This window comes from Brucella tritici, assembly GCF_008932295.1.
GTDB lineage: Bacteria > Pseudomonadota > Alphaproteobacteria > Rhizobiales > Rhizobiaceae > Brucella > Brucella tritici.
In genome coordinates, this window is sequence record NZ_WBWA01000009.1 from 142,847 (window position 1) to 157,798 (window position 14,952).

The window sequence follows — 14,952 nt, forward strand, 5'->3', positions numbered from 1 at the left end:
TTCGTCCGCCTGTTTGATTGGACAGTTCCGTTTCACTGTTGATCGTGATCAATGGTGAAAAACAAGCAGGCGTTTTATACTGTGTTCTGACGGCAACCAGTTCAGGATTGAGTTCGATGATTCGTGCAATTGCTCAGGCAGTATTGTGGATAAGCGGCATCGTAGCCGCCTTCTTTGTGGCAAAGGACGAACCCAACTTTCCTCTTCTGCAGATGACAGTAGGGCTCATACTCCTAATTCTGGTGTCCTTGGCCATCTGGTGGTTTACCACTCCGAAGGACCCCCAGAAATAAATGCCAGCCTATTACGAGCTTGCTAGATCGAACCGAAACGCAGTATTTTTTCAGAAGCCTCAACATTCCCGCGTGGTTCCATGAGCGACATCGTCAATCTCAGGCAGTTCAAAAAGCAGAAAGCCCGCGCAGAAAAAGAAAAGCAGGCTGACCAGAACCGCATTCAATTCGGTCGAACGAAGACTGAAAAAGCCTTCGCTCGCACGGAAGCGGCGAAAGCGGAACGTTTTCTGGATCAGAACCGTCTGGAAAAGAACGATAAGCCGGACGAGACAAAGTGAGCTCGTCCGGACGGTTGCGCAAACATTCCGTCAGTATTCGCGGACACGCGACCAGCTACACGCTTGAAGACCCGTTTTTCGAACTGATTGAGGAGATTGCTGCCGAGCGGGAGTTTTCCGTGGCAGCTCTGATCGCCGAAATCGACAGCAAGCGTGACAGGTCAATCAATCTGTCTTCCGCGCTCAGGCTCCACGTTCTCGACTGGCTTAAGTCCAGAATAACTCAAGGCTGAAGTGCTGGTAGCGCAGGCGTCGGCTCCAGACTTTTCAGGAATTCATTCAGGGATTGACCGCCCTCTGGCGATACCAGGGGATCGTTCGATCCGCCAGCCGGTCCACCTTGGGGTTTCTCCGCCTCAAGCCGTTGGGCTTCCTCAGCGGTTTTCCGAGCCACTTCGCGCGCACTGGCCTCGGCGCGTCGTCTCGCCTCGTCCTCACGCAGCGAACGATCACGTTCCGCTTCATCCGCTTCGAAAAGCCCAAGCTGACGACGAAGACGCTGCTTTTCCATCAGGCTCGCCTGCATGGATTCAACACGTTCCTGTTCCCGTTCAAGCGCACGCTGGGTCAGGAACTGAACGAGCGGCTGTTTGTCGAATGACACCTCGGGCGCGCTGTAGCTGCCACCCAGCGAGAAGGCTACCTGCGGCGAGATGCCAGTATCGGCGCCATCCCCATTCTGGAATGTCAAAGTACCGTTTCCGCCAATTCCGAGTGTCGACAGGTCGAATTGCAGATCGCTAAGAAGCGCAGCATTTCCATCACTCAGATTTGCCGCAGCCATACGCGCGGCACCGCCGCTGATCGTAAAGTCAAACCGCGCATTACCGGGCGCAAATGTGCCCTGTCCGGTTGACTTGTCGGCAATGCCGACAAATTGTTTGGAAGCAAGCTTATCGGGACCGGAAGACTGGTCGCCCGTGGCATCGGCTGCCGCGATCATTGCAGGTAATGCTGTCCCATCCAGACCATTGACGGTAAAATTCTCCACGTCAAAACTTGCAGTTCCGGCCAGCGACCCGACCAGCGCCGCAACGCTCTCACCACTGCCATTCAGATTGACGGCAGCCTTCACCACACCGCCAAGCGGCGCAGTACCACTCTCTAGCTGGTAAAAATCCTTGAGGTTTGCGCCATTCCATTTCAGCTCTGTCGAGAGGATAGCGTTCTTGTCGCTGTTGCTCAGAGACACGTTGCCAACGAGATATCCACCAGCCCAATTGCCGGTCAATTCATTCAACTGGAGCCCGTCCATGGTCTTCAGAAGCCGTGCGGAAAAGTCCGTGGCCGTTCCAAATCCGTCCATGTGAGCCTGCGCCACGTTGAGTTTCATATCCAGCAGCAGCGGCAGTGACGGGCGGACCGCGAATGCTCCGCGTGGCCAGATTGACTTCGCGGTGGGCTTTGCTGGCTCGAATGCATCCTGCCCAAGCATGATCGCTGCAAGGCTTGCGACCTCAAGCGTCGCGAGCTTTGCCTCCCCCTTCAACTGCGGCAGACCGCTATCGGCAAAGTTGGCCTCCAGCCGTGCGGAAACATCTTCTCCATCCAGCTTTCCGGCGAGATTGGGGAACCGCAAGATACCCTTTGCAAACTGAAAATCGCTGGCAAGGCCTGCCGAAAGCCCTTCACCAAATCCGGGCAGTGCGAAACCCGCCGTTGCGATGAACGGTTGCAGATCGGCGGACTTCAGTTGGGCCTTGCCACTGGCAGCGATATCCCCTCCGACCAACGAAATAACACCATCTGCCACAGCCGACCCGTCAGGTGCCGTGAGCTTGAGCAATGTCCGCATGCCTGCACTCGGCGCACCCTGCATGCTCAGGTCGGCAGTGAGTTCACCGGCAAGTCCAAGCGGCAAGGCGGGCAAGCCGATCAATGCGAGTACCGCCTCGCCTTGTTCCGATATTGCCGTGCCGTTCAATTGCATCTGCAACGGCTCGCTCTCACCCTCGCCGCCGCTCGCTGTGCCCGAAAGGTCCAGCTTCATGCCGCCTGTTTTTCCGGTAACGCTGAACGAAAATTCTCCGACACCGGGAGCGTTTTTGATATTTGCCTCGACAGGCCGGGCACCCTTGCCCTTGGATGCCGTGCCTTTTGCAGGCGCCTTGTCGGCTTGTAGCACGGACGGTGCCACAGCGTTGGCTATGACATTAATTTCGCTATCCTCGAACAACCCCGGAAAATTCGCCGCGCGGATCGAAAGCGCATGAAACAGAGGGAGCTGCGGATAGCGATTGGCCATCAACGAGAGGAAACGCGAAAGGTCGCCGGACAGGATCGTCGCATCAAGCGAGCCGGAAGGCGTATTGGCAAAAGGCTCATAAGTGCCTGTTGCGGTCAGCGTTGTACCTGCTACATCACCGACCAGCAGCCGGTCGAAATCGAAGCGTCCGTCATGCAGCCGAAGCGCCATATCGACATTGCCCGCTTCCATGTCCTGATAGCGGACGGGCCCTGCCTTGAATGCCAGGTTCAGCGACTGACCGTCGAGAAAGCCCAGCCCGTCACCACTGGAGAAAAAGGCTGTAAAGGCTTGCAGCGCTTCGCTTTCAACCGCGCCGCCATTGAGGGCCAGCGTGATCGCTGGCTGCGCCAACCCCTTCACTTCGCGAACGAACGAGCCTTTGAGTGTCGTCTTCCCCAAAGCAATTTCGAGATTATCGATCCGCTGCATTCCGTCGCGAAGATCGACCTGTCCTGAAAAACCCGCGCCTTCGAGCTTGCGCACGGAATCGTCAACAGTCTCGTTGAGCCAGCTTGCCAGACCGGACGGCTGACGTGAGGCAACGAGCATATCGCCCTTGAAGCCGAAATCCTTTCCAACCGAGAGCGTCCCCTTGGCTTCTACCTTGGTTCGTCCCGGAAGATCGGCAGCGAACTGACGAATATTCCAGTTCTTTCCGTCCGGTTCCGCGCTCACTGTGACCGAGCGTATCGTTGTGCCGCCCGCGATGACGGCAGGAAGGCGCAAATCCACATTGCCGGGTATGGTCGGAATGGGCAGTTGCTCGAGAACGCGGCGTGCTATCGTAATACGATCAGCCACCGGCATTGCGGAACCGGATTGTTCTTCGCTGGCGGCTTCATTCGGCCCCCAGAAAAGCTGCTGCCCATCGGCGCTGACCTCGAAACGCGGCTTGTCGCCATAATCGATGAATGCCTTGCCATTCACTACATAAGGATTGTCAGCAGGCCCCTGCTCCATCCGGAATTCGCCAGCATCGAAGCGATTGCGATCCGCCTTGAATTTACCGGTTACGCGCACGCCACTGAAGAAGGGCGTTTCCGTCGGCGTTTTCTGATCCTTAGTCGTCTTGGCAACCATATCGGAAGAGCGAAGCGAAAAGTCACCGGCATAGTCGAGCTGACCTTCAGTCACGGTCACATCGCCATCGGTCTCGAAAATAGCCGGGATTGCTTCCGGCGAAATACGTGCGCGAACGCGCAGCGACCCGTCCGGCTTTGCCTCGCCACTCGTGAGGTCGATTGCCAGCTTTTCACCTTGAAGAACGAGACTTCCGTTTGCCTGCCACGGGCCTGCAAGACTGTTTGCCGAGATCACGGCATTGAGTTCGGTAGCTGTATGACTGCGACCGCTTGCCTGTTCGCGAAGGGTAATTGTTCCGTCACTGACGGAAAGCCGTTCCAGCTTGATTTTCGTCGGATCGAGCGGCGTCGACGGGCGGATTGCCCAATCAACCTTGCCGCTTTTGTCGAGAGAAATTGTAGCCTGCGGACGATCCACACGCATATCGAAAATCAGAAGCTGGCCGCGCAGAAACGGCATCAGTTCGGCATCCATCGAAAACGTATCGACCGTCATCACCGGATGAGTTGCATCGGCCCCAACACGCACATCAGAGAACGCGACGGAAGGAAACGGCAAAAGCCGCGCGCTGACGTCACCGGCGACCTTGACGGGACGCCCCAGAACACGGCTCGCCTCGCGCTCGAAATCGGCACGATAGCCGCTCCAGTCAACAAAAGGCGGCACAACAAGTGCTGCCGTCAACAGCAGCACGAGAAGCCCGCCGACGATGACGAATATGCGGCCCAAGAACCAGCTCCGGTCAAACAGATTGCAAGTTAGCGCGAAACAAAGAGTGAATCACGCTGTCTTTATCTGCGCAACATAACGGCATCGATCCGGCGACAACAAGGCAAATTGCATCGCAGCCACATCGATATGCACGCCTGCCTGAATCAAACTCTTGGCAAACCCGCCCAAACGGCTGATTTGAATCACGAAATCAGTATTTTGCCCGGATTCATGATGTTGTCGGGATCAAGCGCTTTCTTGATGGCCCGCATGTAATCCGTGGCTTCACCCAGCTCCATGGCCAGATACTTCATCTTGCCCTGCCCGATGCCATGTTCACCAGTGCAGGTTCCCTCCATGGCAATGGCGCGCTTGGCCAGCCGATCCATGAAAGCTTCGGCACGCTCCATCTCGCTGGCATCTTCTGTATCGAGAAGCAGGAGAAGGTGGAAATTACCATCCCCCACATGCCCGACAATCGGCGCTATAAGGCCTGTTTCGGCGAGGTCCTTTTCCGTCTCGCCGATACAATCGGCCAGACGCGAAATCGGCACGCAGACATCGGTGGAAACGCCCTTGCAACCGGGTCTCAGCAGAAAGGACGCAAGATAGGCGTCGTGACGTGCCCGCCAGAGCCGGTCACGCTCCTCGGCATCGTGTGTCCACCGAAACTCGCCGCCGCCATTGCCAGTAGCAATTTCTCCAAACAATTCCGCCTGTTCGGCCACGCCATTTTCCGTGCCGTGGAACTCGACAAACAGATAGGGCTGCGCCTCGTAAGGCAGTTTGGAGTGGAGGATCAGCGCCTGCATCTGGAGCGTATTCACAAGCTCTATACGCGCAACGGGAATACCTATCTGGATGGTTTCAATCACAGTGCGGCAAGCCGAATCCACATCCGGGAAAGGACAGATACCACCGGAGATCGCCTGCGGTATCCCCTGTAGTTTCAATGTCAGTTCGGTGATGATGCCAAGTGTTCCCTCGGCTCCGACAAGCAGCCTCGTGAGATCGTAACCCGCAGCCGTCTTCTTCACGCGCTTGGAAGTCTCGATCAACCGCCCATCGGGCATCACGGCTTTCAGCGCCAGCACATTCTCGCGCATGGTCCCATAACGCACTGCATTCGTACCGGACGCACGGGTGGAAGCCATGCCGCCCAGCGTGGCATTGGCACCCGGATCAATCGGAAAGAACAGTCCCGTATCGCGCAGATATTCATTCAGTTCCCGGCGCGTAATGCCCGGCTCCACCACGCAATCCAGATCTTCCGCGTGCACCGCAATCACTCTGTTCATGCGCGTGAGGTCAAGAGAGACACCACCAGCGGGCGCATTCACCTGCCCTTCGAGCGACGAACCGGCGCCGAAGGCGATAACCGGGACGCGATGTTCAGCGCAGATACGCACAACATCCTGCACCTCCTGCGCAGTCTCCGCAAAGATGACGATGTCCGGCGCCTGTGTCGGCACATAAGTCGTCGTGTGGCCGTGCTGCTCGCGGATAGCCTGACCGGTCTGCGCACGCTCATCGAAACGCTGCTTGAGAATACCCACTGCTGCTGCAATACCGTTCTCATTGCGTGCAAGCGCGACAACATTTTCAAGCGACATCGTTCATTCTCCGAAATTCATATTCAAACAGCAGGCAACGCCAATGCGACCGGGTCTTGTCCAAGGTGTTCGGCGACAGCCCGGATAACCAGATTATGGTCCTCGCGCTGCGGCAGCCCCGATACGATTACGGCGCCGATCACGCCGGCCCCGGAAACGCGGATCGGAAATCCGCCACCCGCGAGCGCGTAATCTTCCACATTCAATGCTTTATGAGGAGCAAACATGCGATCGTCGCGATTCTGTTCCAGAACAAGACGATAGGTCGAAGCATGAAAGCGTCGCACGACATTGAACTTGCGGCGCAACCACTCCTGATTGTCCACAGTGCTTCCAGCGGTCGTCGCATAAAATAATTGCCGGTCCCACAGAGAAATTTCGGTAGCAATGCCGAGCTTTTCCTTCACGGCGATATCACGAATGCGAGCGCCCAGCGCAAATGCGCCGTTCTCGTCAAATGACGGAAAAATAAGAGCCTGTTCCTGCCGGATGATCTGCGCAATCGCCTGTTTACTGTCGTCGCCCTGTGCCATTTTCTGCATTTCCCCAATGAGCCGCACGAAATCTGTGCGTTCCTTGTGCGCCTTCGATCACGTGATTGCAATAAGGGTTGTCCGCCATCAAACTTGATTGATCGAACGCAAGCGGCTAGTGGAGCCTTATGGTTCAGAACCCCAATATAGATGTGCCTTTGAAAGGCGACCAAATACCGGAATTTGTCGAAACCGCCGTGTTCAAGCGCGACGTGTTCTCGGAAACCCATGCCGGCTACTTCGTAGGCGATCCCGACACCCGTATCATCCGTCGCGTCGTAAGCGCTGCTCCCTGGTGGTCGAAGCCGCTGGCATGGATATTGGCCCGGCGTGAAATCCGCGGCCTCAAGACGGTACGCGGCATTGAAGGTGTCCCGCAGCTCCTCGCCACCGACAAGGACGGGCTGTATCGATCCTGGACGGAAGGCACACCGCTGCATCTTGCGCGACCTTCCGATCCGAAATGGTATCGCACCGCGCACCGCATCCTGCGCGATATGCGCCGTCTTGGTGTCACCCACAATGACCTCGCCAAACCGCAAAACTGGCTGATGACGCCCGAAGGTGAAGCTGCAGTCATCGATTTCCAGCTTGCAAGCGTGCATCGTCGTCGTGGCGCCCTCTATCGCCTGATGGCCTATGAAGACTTCCGCCATCTCATCAAGCAGAAGCGCGCTTTCGCAAAAGACATGATGACACCAACGGAAAGGCGCATTCTGGCGCGCCGTTCGCTGCCGTCGCGCATCTGGCTGGCGACAGGCAAGAAAGTTTACAACTTCATCACGCGCGGTATTTTCAGTTGGTCGGACGGTGAAGGCACCGGTGACCGGATCGACAATGAAGGTCCTGCTATTCAGGCGGCCCTCAAATCCGATCCGCGTGTCTCGGATGTAGCTCTTGCGCTTTATTCGCTGCCAGCCAAGGGCGTAGGCATCTACGCCTTCGTGGAAACGCTAAGTGCCGACGAAAAAAGCCTGCGCGCAAGGCTCAAGGGTCAGAAGGTTGAACTGATCCAACCGGTTGCCCATCTGCCACGGCGTGCTGACGGGACCATCCGGGACGACATTCTGCGGCTGATAGCAATGAACCAGATGACGGAACTCGACGATCTGTTGCAGCGCGAACCGGAACTGCGTGGACTGGTTGAAGCACTGGCCTCGCATCGCCTGAACTTTACGGATCGTCGCGTCACTCAATTAGAGTAGTCGAATATTTTAACCCTTTCGCTGGTCTTTCAGCCGCGAATCATTACATTCGGGTCAAATGTCTGACTTTCCCGACGATATGCCGTTTTTCGGCGATGACGACGCTCCGGCAGGCCGCACCCCTGCTCCCGGTGGTATTGCCGCACGTGCCATGGCAGCACGCAACCAGCAGCGTGGCGAACCCGATTACCTGAAAGGACTGAACCCGGAACAGCGTCAGGCTGTTCTGACGACAGAGGGTCCTGTTCTGGTACTTGCCGGTGCGGGCACGGGAAAAACGCGCGTTCTGACAACGCGTATCGCACATATTCTGACCACCGGCCTTGCCTATCCAAGCCAGATCCTCGCCGTGACTTTCACGAACAAGGCCGCGCGCGAAATGAAAGAGCGCATCGGTCATCTGGTCGGTGGCGCGGTCGAAGGCATGCCATGGCTTGGCACGTTCCACTCGATCGGTGTCAAGCTTTTGCGCCGCCATGCGGAACTGGCAAATCTGACATCGGATTTCACCATCCTCGACACCGATGACGTGATCCGCCTCATCAAGCAGCTCATTCAGGCTGAAGGGCTTGATGACAAGCGCTGGCCTGCCCGCACCTTCGCCAACATGATCGATGGCTGGAAGAACAAGGGATTCGGGCCGTCCGATATTCCCGAAGGCGATGCGCGCTCGTTCGGCAACGGTCGCGGACGCGAGCTTTATCAGGCCTATCAGGAGCGCCTGCGCACATTGAACGCCTGCGATTTCGGCGATCTTCTGCTGCATCCGATCCGTATCTTCCGCAATCATCCGGATATCCTGCGCGAATATCACGCGAAGTTCCGCTACATTCTGGTGGACGAATATCAGGACACGAATACGGCGCAATATTTGTGGCTGCGTCTGTTGGCGCAAAGACCTAAATCGCGGATGACCGCGCCAACGCCAGCCGGAAACTCACCCGTACAGCCCGCTCGGGCGTCCGAAGGCCCCCGCGGAGCCGATGAGCGCAGCGAATTCGGCGTGAGCGGAGATAAAGTCAATCTGTGTTGCGTCGGCGACGACGACCAGTCGATTTACGGCTGGCGCGGAGCGGAAGTGGACAATATTCTTCGCTTCGAAAAGGATTTTCCGGGCGCAGTCGTCATCAAGCTTGAGCGCAACTACCGCTCCACGGCACATATCCTCGGCGCAGCCGCCCACCTGATTGCGCATAATGAGGGCCGCCTTGGCAAAACGCTGTTTACCGAAGCACCCAATCCCGACGATCCGAAGGTAAAAGTTCATGCAGCGTGGGATTCGGAAGAGGAAGCCCGTGCTGTCGGCGAGGCCATAGAGCAGGCCCAGCGTCAGGGGCACCTCCTCAACAACATGGCGATCCTCGTCCGCGCTTCCTTCCAGATGCGTGAGTTCGAAGACCGTTTTGTTACGCTCGGCCTCAACTATCGCGTCATCGGCGGCCCCCGCTTCTACGAACGGCTCGAAATCCGTGATGCGATGGCCTATCTGCGCGTCGTCGCGCAACCGGCCGACGATCTGGCGCTGGAACGCATCATCAACACGCCTAAGCGTGGTCTGGGCGAAGCCGCAATCCGCCAGATCCACGATTATGCCCGCGCACGCGATATTTCCATGTTCTCGGCCGCCTGCGATCTCATTGAAACCGAGGAATTGAAGCCGAAGCCGCGCTCTGCACTACGCGAAGTGGTCGAAAACTTCCTGCGCTGGCAGTCCCTGATCGACAACACGCCGCATACGGAACTGGCCGAAACCATTCTGGATGAATCCGGTTATACGGCCATGTGGCAGAACGATAAATCGGCAGAAGCGCCAGGCCGACTTGAAAACCTCAAGGAGCTGATCCGTTCCATGGAGGAATATGAGAGCCTGCGTGGATTCCTTGAGCACGTTGCACTCGTCATGGATGCCGAGCAGAACGAGGATCTGGATGCCGTCAACATCATGACGCTGCATTCGGCCAAAGGGCTTGAATTTGAAACTGTTTTCCTTCCCGGCTGGGAAGAAGGTTTGTTTCCGCACCAGCGTGCGCTTGATGAAGGCGGACGTTCCGGCCTTGAGGAAGAGCGCCGCCTCGCCTATGTCGGCGTGACCCGCGCCAAGAAGAACCTGCATATCTGGTTTGTTTCCAACAGGCGTATTCATGGCATGTGGCAATCGACCATTCCTTCCCGTTTTCTGGAAGAGCTGCCGGAAGCGCATGTGGAAGTGGCCGAGCTGGAAGGCAATTACGGCGGTTACGGCAGCGGCTATGGGCAGTCCCGCTTCGACAAGGCCGATCCGTTCCAGAATTCCTATTCGACGCCCGGCTGGCAGCGTGCGCAGCAGAACCGATCCGATGCCACACGCAACAACTGGGGTTCTCGTTCGGGCAGCAAAGTGGAACGCATCGGCTATGGTGAGACCGATTCCGGCTTTGGTGCCGGGCGCGGCTCCGTGAAGGGCCGCACGATCGACGGTGAACTGGTGGCCAAGTCGGTGGCCGACAAGCCATCGGCCTTCAAGCTTGGCGACCGCGTGTTCCATATCAAATTCGGAAATGGCACGATCTCGCTTATCGATGGCAACAAGCTGACCATTGATTTTGACAAGGCCGGACAGAAGCGCGTTCTCGACAGCTTCGTCCAGCCTATCTAGTTTCCATCACAGATGAAGGATCGGGGCAGCCGGACTATTCCGGCTTGCCCTTCGCCCATGTGACATCACCCTTGTAAAGCGGCACGGTTGAAAGCGACGTTTTCGCTGACCCGTCCTGAACCTGCGTCGCATGGGCGAGATAAAGCAGCGTATTGTTTGTCTTGTCGTATATGCGCGTGATGACAAGCTTCTTCCAGATCAAGCTCGTGCGTTCGGAGAAAACCCGTTCTCCACCCTTGCCAAGATCGATATCTCCGATGGTGATCGGCCCTGTCTGCTCGCATGAGATGGACGCATTGGACGGGTCCTCAAACCAGTTGCCTTTCTGTAGCCGGTCGATCATGCCGCGCGAAAACGACGCCAGATGACAGGTTACACCCTGCACTTTCGGGTCCTGCACCGCATCGATGACGATATCGTTTCCAAGCCAGTCGACGCCAACCTTGCCAACTTCTTCCGCCGGCGCCGCCGAAGCGGCAACGACCAGCACGGGAGCAAGCAACAACCCGGCAAAACGCTTCAGTCCGACCATATTTTCCAGCCTCCAGAACTGTCGTGATGCGAAGGTGGGGGAACAATTGCGGCTTTGCAAGGGCTGGAACTCAACCGCTCCATTTCTCAAGAAAAGCTTCGATTTCGAGCGTCTGAATGTCCGGCACTGCTTCATAGAGCTTTTCCACCGGCCAGTTCCACCATTCGAGTTCAAGCAGCCGTTCTATGATGGCATTGTCGAAGCGTTTGCGGATGAAACGGGCAGGAACACCACCGACCACATGATAGGGTGGCACATCCTTTGTTACGACCGCATTCGCACCAATCACTGCCCCATGACCGATCAGAACGCCCGGCGTGATGACCGCACCATGACCAATCCACACATCGTTGCCGATGACCACGCGCTGCGCCTGACGCCTTGCCCGGAACTCTCCATCAACACCCAGATAGCGAAAATATTCATTCGGCCGATAGCTGACTTTATGAGTCGTCAGCCGCTCCATCGGGTGTTCGAGAGCGTTGATGCGAACATTCGCGGCAATGGAACAGAACTTGCCGATCTCGGCATAAATCCCCTCGCCGTTTCGCTCGAAATAGGTGAAGTCGCCGACCGTGACTTCACGAAGAATCACGCGTTCGCCAATATCGGCATATCGCCCCAACTTGACGGATTTCAGTTGGGCCGTGGAATGAATGCGGGGTTCGCTGTTCTGGAAACGCAGATCATCCGACGATGTCATTGCAAATTCACCTCAAACTTCCCCGCAGCACAGTCAGTTCCGGAACGAACCGTCTAAGCCGCTTCCTGCGCACTATCTTCCCCGCCGGAAAGATAATCCTTGATAACATTCGGCAGAACATCGTCAAACTTCGCAATGAGGGTCTGGTGAGTTTTGGCACGGAACGCGGGAGCGAAACGCTCAAACCCCTGCACACAGCCGAAAGGAGCTGATCCTGCTTCGATTGCTTGCAGTTCTTCCGCCCAGCGCTTCTCCTGGACAAAATCCAGATAAGCCAGTTCTCTCGCCGGGCGAACGGAGGCTTTGTGCCGCAATATCTCCAGATGATTGGCGAGAGCAACCGTATTGAACTGTTCGATATCGCGATATCGGAAACTGACCTGCTTATTCAGAACGTCAGGCTTCTCCGCGAAGAAAGTCGCCAGCGTGCTGCGCCGCAGCGGGTGCGGGTGATGGTGGATCGACATGAAGCGATCCTTCATGCCTGCGGCAACGGCGCCTTTCCATTGCGCCATGCGGAACTTCGGAAACGTATATTCGTACCGCGATATCTTGCCGAGCAATCGGCGCAGCTTGTACTTCCAGCGGGTATTTTCAGGCCGCACCCAGTCACCATGGAGAACAGGGCGTCCGTTCTCATAAAGATCGGAAATTGTCAGCGGAGCATTCACAAAGAAATCGTCGTTGGAGTAGATGAAATGTTCCGACAAGCCCGGTATCCGCCACATCGCGCCTTCGATAGCACGGGCGTTGAACGAAGGACGGGCAGCGGGCAGACCTCTAAAAATGTCATCATGGGACACGATCTGGATAAAGGACGCATCGCACTTGCCCTCCTGCTTGAACGCATCGAGGAACCGTGGCTTCTGATGATCGGTGATGATGAAAATACGCTTGATGAACGGCGCGAATTTGATGACGGAAGCGATATTGTAATAAATCTCGCCATTATCGAGATAACGTTCGCTGGTTACAGCTTCAAAATGCGTGCGAACGGAATCGGGAGCGAACTGTTTTCTGGCAGCCATATGCGCCGGATCCTGCCCATCGACCCAAGCGATTATATAATCGATTTCCACTATGGCACTCACAAGAAATTGCAGCTTTATGACGGAAATATATCAGTTTAGCTAACCTTGCAAAAAGAAAGAGTGGAGAGGCTGTTCAACTTTGGTCATGCGGGAACGGCTCTGGCTCCATAGGCTATGAGGAGCCAATTCCACCACGCGACAAATCGTCAAAAGTTTCAGAAATTATTGAAAACTGACCAAATGACCGTACATTACCGTCACGCTCTTCATGATGGCAGGATGCGGCTATATCGACCGTTCTGCAGTGCATAAAGAAAAGATAAGTTGTTGAGCAGCGCAGCAAAGGCGCGTTCGGAAATTCAAGGCTGACTGGACATGAAAAAATTCCTGCCCATCTTCATCATCGCCTTCATCGTCGTCATAGTCGGCGCTGCAGGTCTCAACCTTTTCCGTGACAAGGAAGCAGCGAAAGAACCTTTCGGCGGTCCGCTTAACCTGGTGACGATGGACGGCACGCCTTTCACCGAGAAGGACCTGCGCGCAGCACCGGCAGCCATCTTCTTCGGTTTCACCCATTGCCCGGACGTTTGCCCCACGACGCTTTATGAACTGGATGGCTGGCTGAAGCAGCTTGGACCCGAAGCCAGTGACATCAAGGCTTACTTCATCACTGTCGATCCGGAGCGCGACACGCAGGAAGTCATGAAGACCTATGTGAGCAATGTTTCAGACCGCATCATCGGCGTCACCGGCACGCCGGAGAATATTGCTGATGTAGTCAAATCCTACCACGTCTACGCCAAGAAGGTTCCGGGCGAAGACGGCGAATATACGATGGATCATACGGCATCAGTATTTCTGCTCGACAAGGGCGGTCGTTTCCGCAGCACCATCGCCTATCAGGAAAACCCGGATACGGCTCTGGAAAAGTTGAAGAATCTGGCCAAAGGCGCTGCAAAGAGCTAAATAGAATCTACGAAGCATTTACATCGAAAATGCGTCAGAGCCTGAATCAAAAAGCGGCATATGTGTGCGAAAATGGTGATTTTCGAGTACCGGAGCGCAATCTACTTCTGAGCATGGTTCCGAAAAGTTGCAGACTTTTCGGATAAGACTATGCACCAGAGAAAGCTACATGAGCACCGGAACGCAGACAAATTGCCATTTGCGGCCACACAGGGCGGCTTATGGAACAGGCTCTCAAAGATAGAGAGCTTTTTACTTTATGGCCCAATCACGACTTTTCTTTTCGGCGGATAAAGCGGCAGCCGAGCGCGTCTACAATATTCTCGAACAATCTTTCGAGGAAGACGGCTTCCCAATCGCTATCACCGAGATCGACGAAGACCGGCAGATTTTCGAAGTGTCGGTCTATGTCGAGGACGACGCCGAAGATGTCGCCAAGCGGATCGATGCCTTGGTAGGACCAGGTCTTTTCGCCGTCGAAGAACTGCCCGACATCGACTGGGTCACACATTCGCTGGAAGGTCTGAAGCCTGTCAGAGCTGGACATTTCTTTGTCCATGGCTCGCACGACCGCGACAAGATCGAAGCAGGCGACATCCCTATCGAAATCGATGCTGGTCTTGCCTTCGGCACTGGTCACCATGGAACGACCGCAGGATGCCTTGAACTGATCGAGGAAACGGTCAATAGCGAACACCCGACCAATGCGCTCGACCTTGGCACCGGCAGCGCCGTTCTTGCCATCGCCATCGCCAAGCTGGCTCCCATTCCGGTGCTGGCTACCGACATCGACCCTATCGCCGTTACGGTCGCCGCTGAAAACGCCGCCAAGAACGGCGTGGCAGAACATATCGTTACGGCAACGGCAGAAGGCTTCGGCCACCCGATCTTCCGTTCCTATTCGCCATTCGACCTGATCGTCGCCAATATTCTTGCCAATCCGCTTATCGAGCTCGCGCCTTCCCTCAAGGAACATATGGCATCCGGCGGTTCCATCATTCTGTCCGGAATACTTGACAGCCAGCACGATGCGGTGCTCGCTGCCTATCAGGCGCAGGGACTCACCCACCAGAAGACGCTGCATCGCGAAGGCTGGGTGGCGATCCACCTGAAATAAA

12 protein-coding genes are annotated in these 14,952 nt (G+C 56.1%); 6 read left to right on the forward strand and 6 right to left on the reverse strand.

Going from position 1 to position 14,952, the window contains the following annotated elements:
- Positions 1–373 precede the first annotated feature (373 nt).
- Together F9K91_RS12010 and F9K91_RS12015 are read left to right on the forward strand one after the other, a co-directional pair.
- Positions 374–574 carry a DUF4169 family protein gene (locus tag F9K91_RS12010; RefSeq protein ID WP_151651776.1) on the forward strand — a complete coding sequence of 67 codons (201 nt, stop codon included), beginning with the start codon at positions 374–376 and terminating at the stop codon, positions 572–574.
- Entirely contained in the window at positions 571–807 is a 237-nt protein-coding gene (locus tag F9K91_RS12015; protein WP_151651777.1) for a ribbon-helix-helix domain-containing protein, read from the forward strand. Before F9K91_RS12010 ends, F9K91_RS12015 begins: the two co-directional genes overlap by 4 nt.
- On the opposite strand, the gene F9K91_RS12020 is transcribed toward F9K91_RS12015, so the two are convergent.
- The 3 genes from F9K91_RS12020 to F9K91_RS12030 all read right to left on the reverse strand — a co-directional run bounded on the left by F9K91_RS12020 (position 798) and on the right by F9K91_RS12030 (position 6,762).
- Positions 798–4,634: an AsmA family protein gene (locus F9K91_RS12020; protein WP_151677869.1), complete on the reverse strand. Its 3,837-nt coding sequence runs from the start codon at positions 4,632–4,634 to the stop codon at positions 798–800. The two genes, F9K91_RS12015 and F9K91_RS12020, sit on opposite strands and share 10 nt — an antisense overlap.
- Before the next feature lie 185 nt (positions 4,635–4,819).
- On the reverse strand, positions 4,820–6,229 hold the full coding sequence (locus tag F9K91_RS12025; protein WP_151677870.1) for an FAD-binding oxidoreductase: 1,410 nt from the start codon (positions 6,227–6,229) through the stop codon (positions 4,820–4,822).
- Between the two features lie 23 nt (positions 6,230–6,252).
- Positions 6,253–6,762 carry a heme-degrading domain-containing protein gene (locus F9K91_RS12030; protein WP_104755955.1) on the reverse strand — a complete coding sequence of 170 codons (510 nt, stop codon included), beginning with the start codon at positions 6,760–6,762 and terminating at the stop codon, positions 6,253–6,255.
- A gap of 128 nt (positions 6,763–6,890) precedes the next feature.
- Between F9K91_RS12030 and F9K91_RS12035 the strand changes: the two genes are divergently transcribed.
- Positions 6,891–7,967 (forward strand): serine/threonine protein kinase, encoded by a 1,077-nt coding sequence (locus F9K91_RS12035; protein ID WP_151677871.1) that lies wholly within the window; start codon positions 6,891–6,893, stop codon positions 7,965–7,967.
- 58 nt (positions 7,968–8,025) lie between these two features.
- Entirely contained in the window at positions 8,026–10,602 is a 2,577-nt protein-coding gene (locus tag F9K91_RS12040; protein WP_151677872.1) for an ATP-dependent helicase, read from the forward strand.
- Positions 10,603–10,636: 34 nt separating this feature from the next.
- Here F9K91_RS12040 and F9K91_RS12045 read toward each other — a convergent pair whose 3' ends face one another.
- From F9K91_RS12045 to F9K91_RS12055, 3 genes are all read right to left on the reverse strand, one after another.
- On the reverse strand, positions 10,637–11,134 hold the full coding sequence (locus F9K91_RS12045; RefSeq protein WP_151557297.1) for a CreA family protein: 498 nt from the start codon (positions 11,132–11,134) through the stop codon (positions 10,637–10,639).
- Positions 11,135–11,204: 70 nt separating this feature from the next.
- Positions 11,205–11,837: a DapH/DapD/GlmU-related protein gene (locus F9K91_RS12050; protein WP_151677873.1), complete on the reverse strand. Its 633-nt coding sequence runs from the start codon at positions 11,835–11,837 to the stop codon at positions 11,205–11,207.
- 53 nt (positions 11,838–11,890) lie between these two features.
- Positions 11,891–12,865 carry a hypothetical protein gene (locus F9K91_RS12055; RefSeq protein ID WP_192799307.1) on the reverse strand — a complete coding sequence of 325 codons (975 nt, stop codon included), beginning with the start codon at positions 12,863–12,865 and terminating at the stop codon, positions 11,891–11,893.
- A gap of 378 nt (positions 12,866–13,243) precedes the next feature.
- Between F9K91_RS12055 and F9K91_RS12060 the strand changes: the two genes are divergently transcribed.
- Both F9K91_RS12060 and F9K91_RS12070 read left to right on the forward strand, forming a co-directional pair.
- The gene (locus F9K91_RS12060) at positions 13,244–13,834 is read left to right on the forward strand and encodes an SCO family protein (RefSeq protein ID WP_151651783.1); all 591 of its coding nucleotides are present in this window, start codon (positions 13,244–13,246) and stop codon (positions 13,832–13,834) included.
- 259 nt (positions 13,835–14,093) lie between these two features.
- Positions 14,094–14,951: a 50S ribosomal protein L11 methyltransferase gene (locus F9K91_RS12070; RefSeq protein WP_061346019.1), complete on the forward strand. Its 858-nt coding sequence runs from the start codon at positions 14,094–14,096 to the stop codon at positions 14,949–14,951.
- The last annotated feature ends 1 nt before the right edge of the window (position 14,952 follow it).

Coding starts and splice junctions, on each gene's coding strand:
- F9K91_RS12060 (WP_151651783.1), top strand. CDS start 13,244: ATGAAAAAATTCCTGCCCATCTTCATCATCGCCTTCATCGTCGTCATA.
- F9K91_RS12070 (WP_061346019.1), top strand. CDS start 14,094: ATGGCCCAATCACGACTTTTCTTTTCGGCGGATAAAGCGGCAGCCGAG.
- F9K91_RS12030 (WP_104755955.1), bottom strand. CDS start 6,762: ATGGCACAGGGCGACGACAGTAAACAGGCGATTGCGCAGATCATCCGG.
- F9K91_RS12035 (WP_151677871.1), top strand. CDS start 6,891: ATGGTTCAGAACCCCAATATAGATGTGCCTTTGAAAGGCGACCAAATA.
- F9K91_RS12040 (WP_151677872.1), top strand. CDS start 8,026: ATGTCTGACTTTCCCGACGATATGCCGTTTTTCGGCGATGACGACGCT.
- F9K91_RS12025 (WP_151677870.1), bottom strand. CDS start 6,229: ATGTCGCTTGAAAATGTTGTCGCGCTTGCACGCAATGAGAACGGTATT.
- F9K91_RS12050 (WP_151677873.1), bottom strand. CDS start 11,837: ATGACATCGTCGGATGATCTGCGTTTCCAGAACAGCGAACCCCGCATT.
- F9K91_RS12010 (WP_151651776.1), top strand. CDS start 374: ATGAGCGACATCGTCAATCTCAGGCAGTTCAAAAAGCAGAAAGCCCGC.
- F9K91_RS12055 (WP_192799307.1), bottom strand. CDS start 12,865: ATGGCTGCCAGAAAACAGTTCGCTCCCGATTCCGTTCGCACGCATTTT.
- F9K91_RS12045 (WP_151557297.1), bottom strand. CDS start 11,134: ATGGTCGGACTGAAGCGTTTTGCCGGGTTGTTGCTTGCTCCCGTGCTG.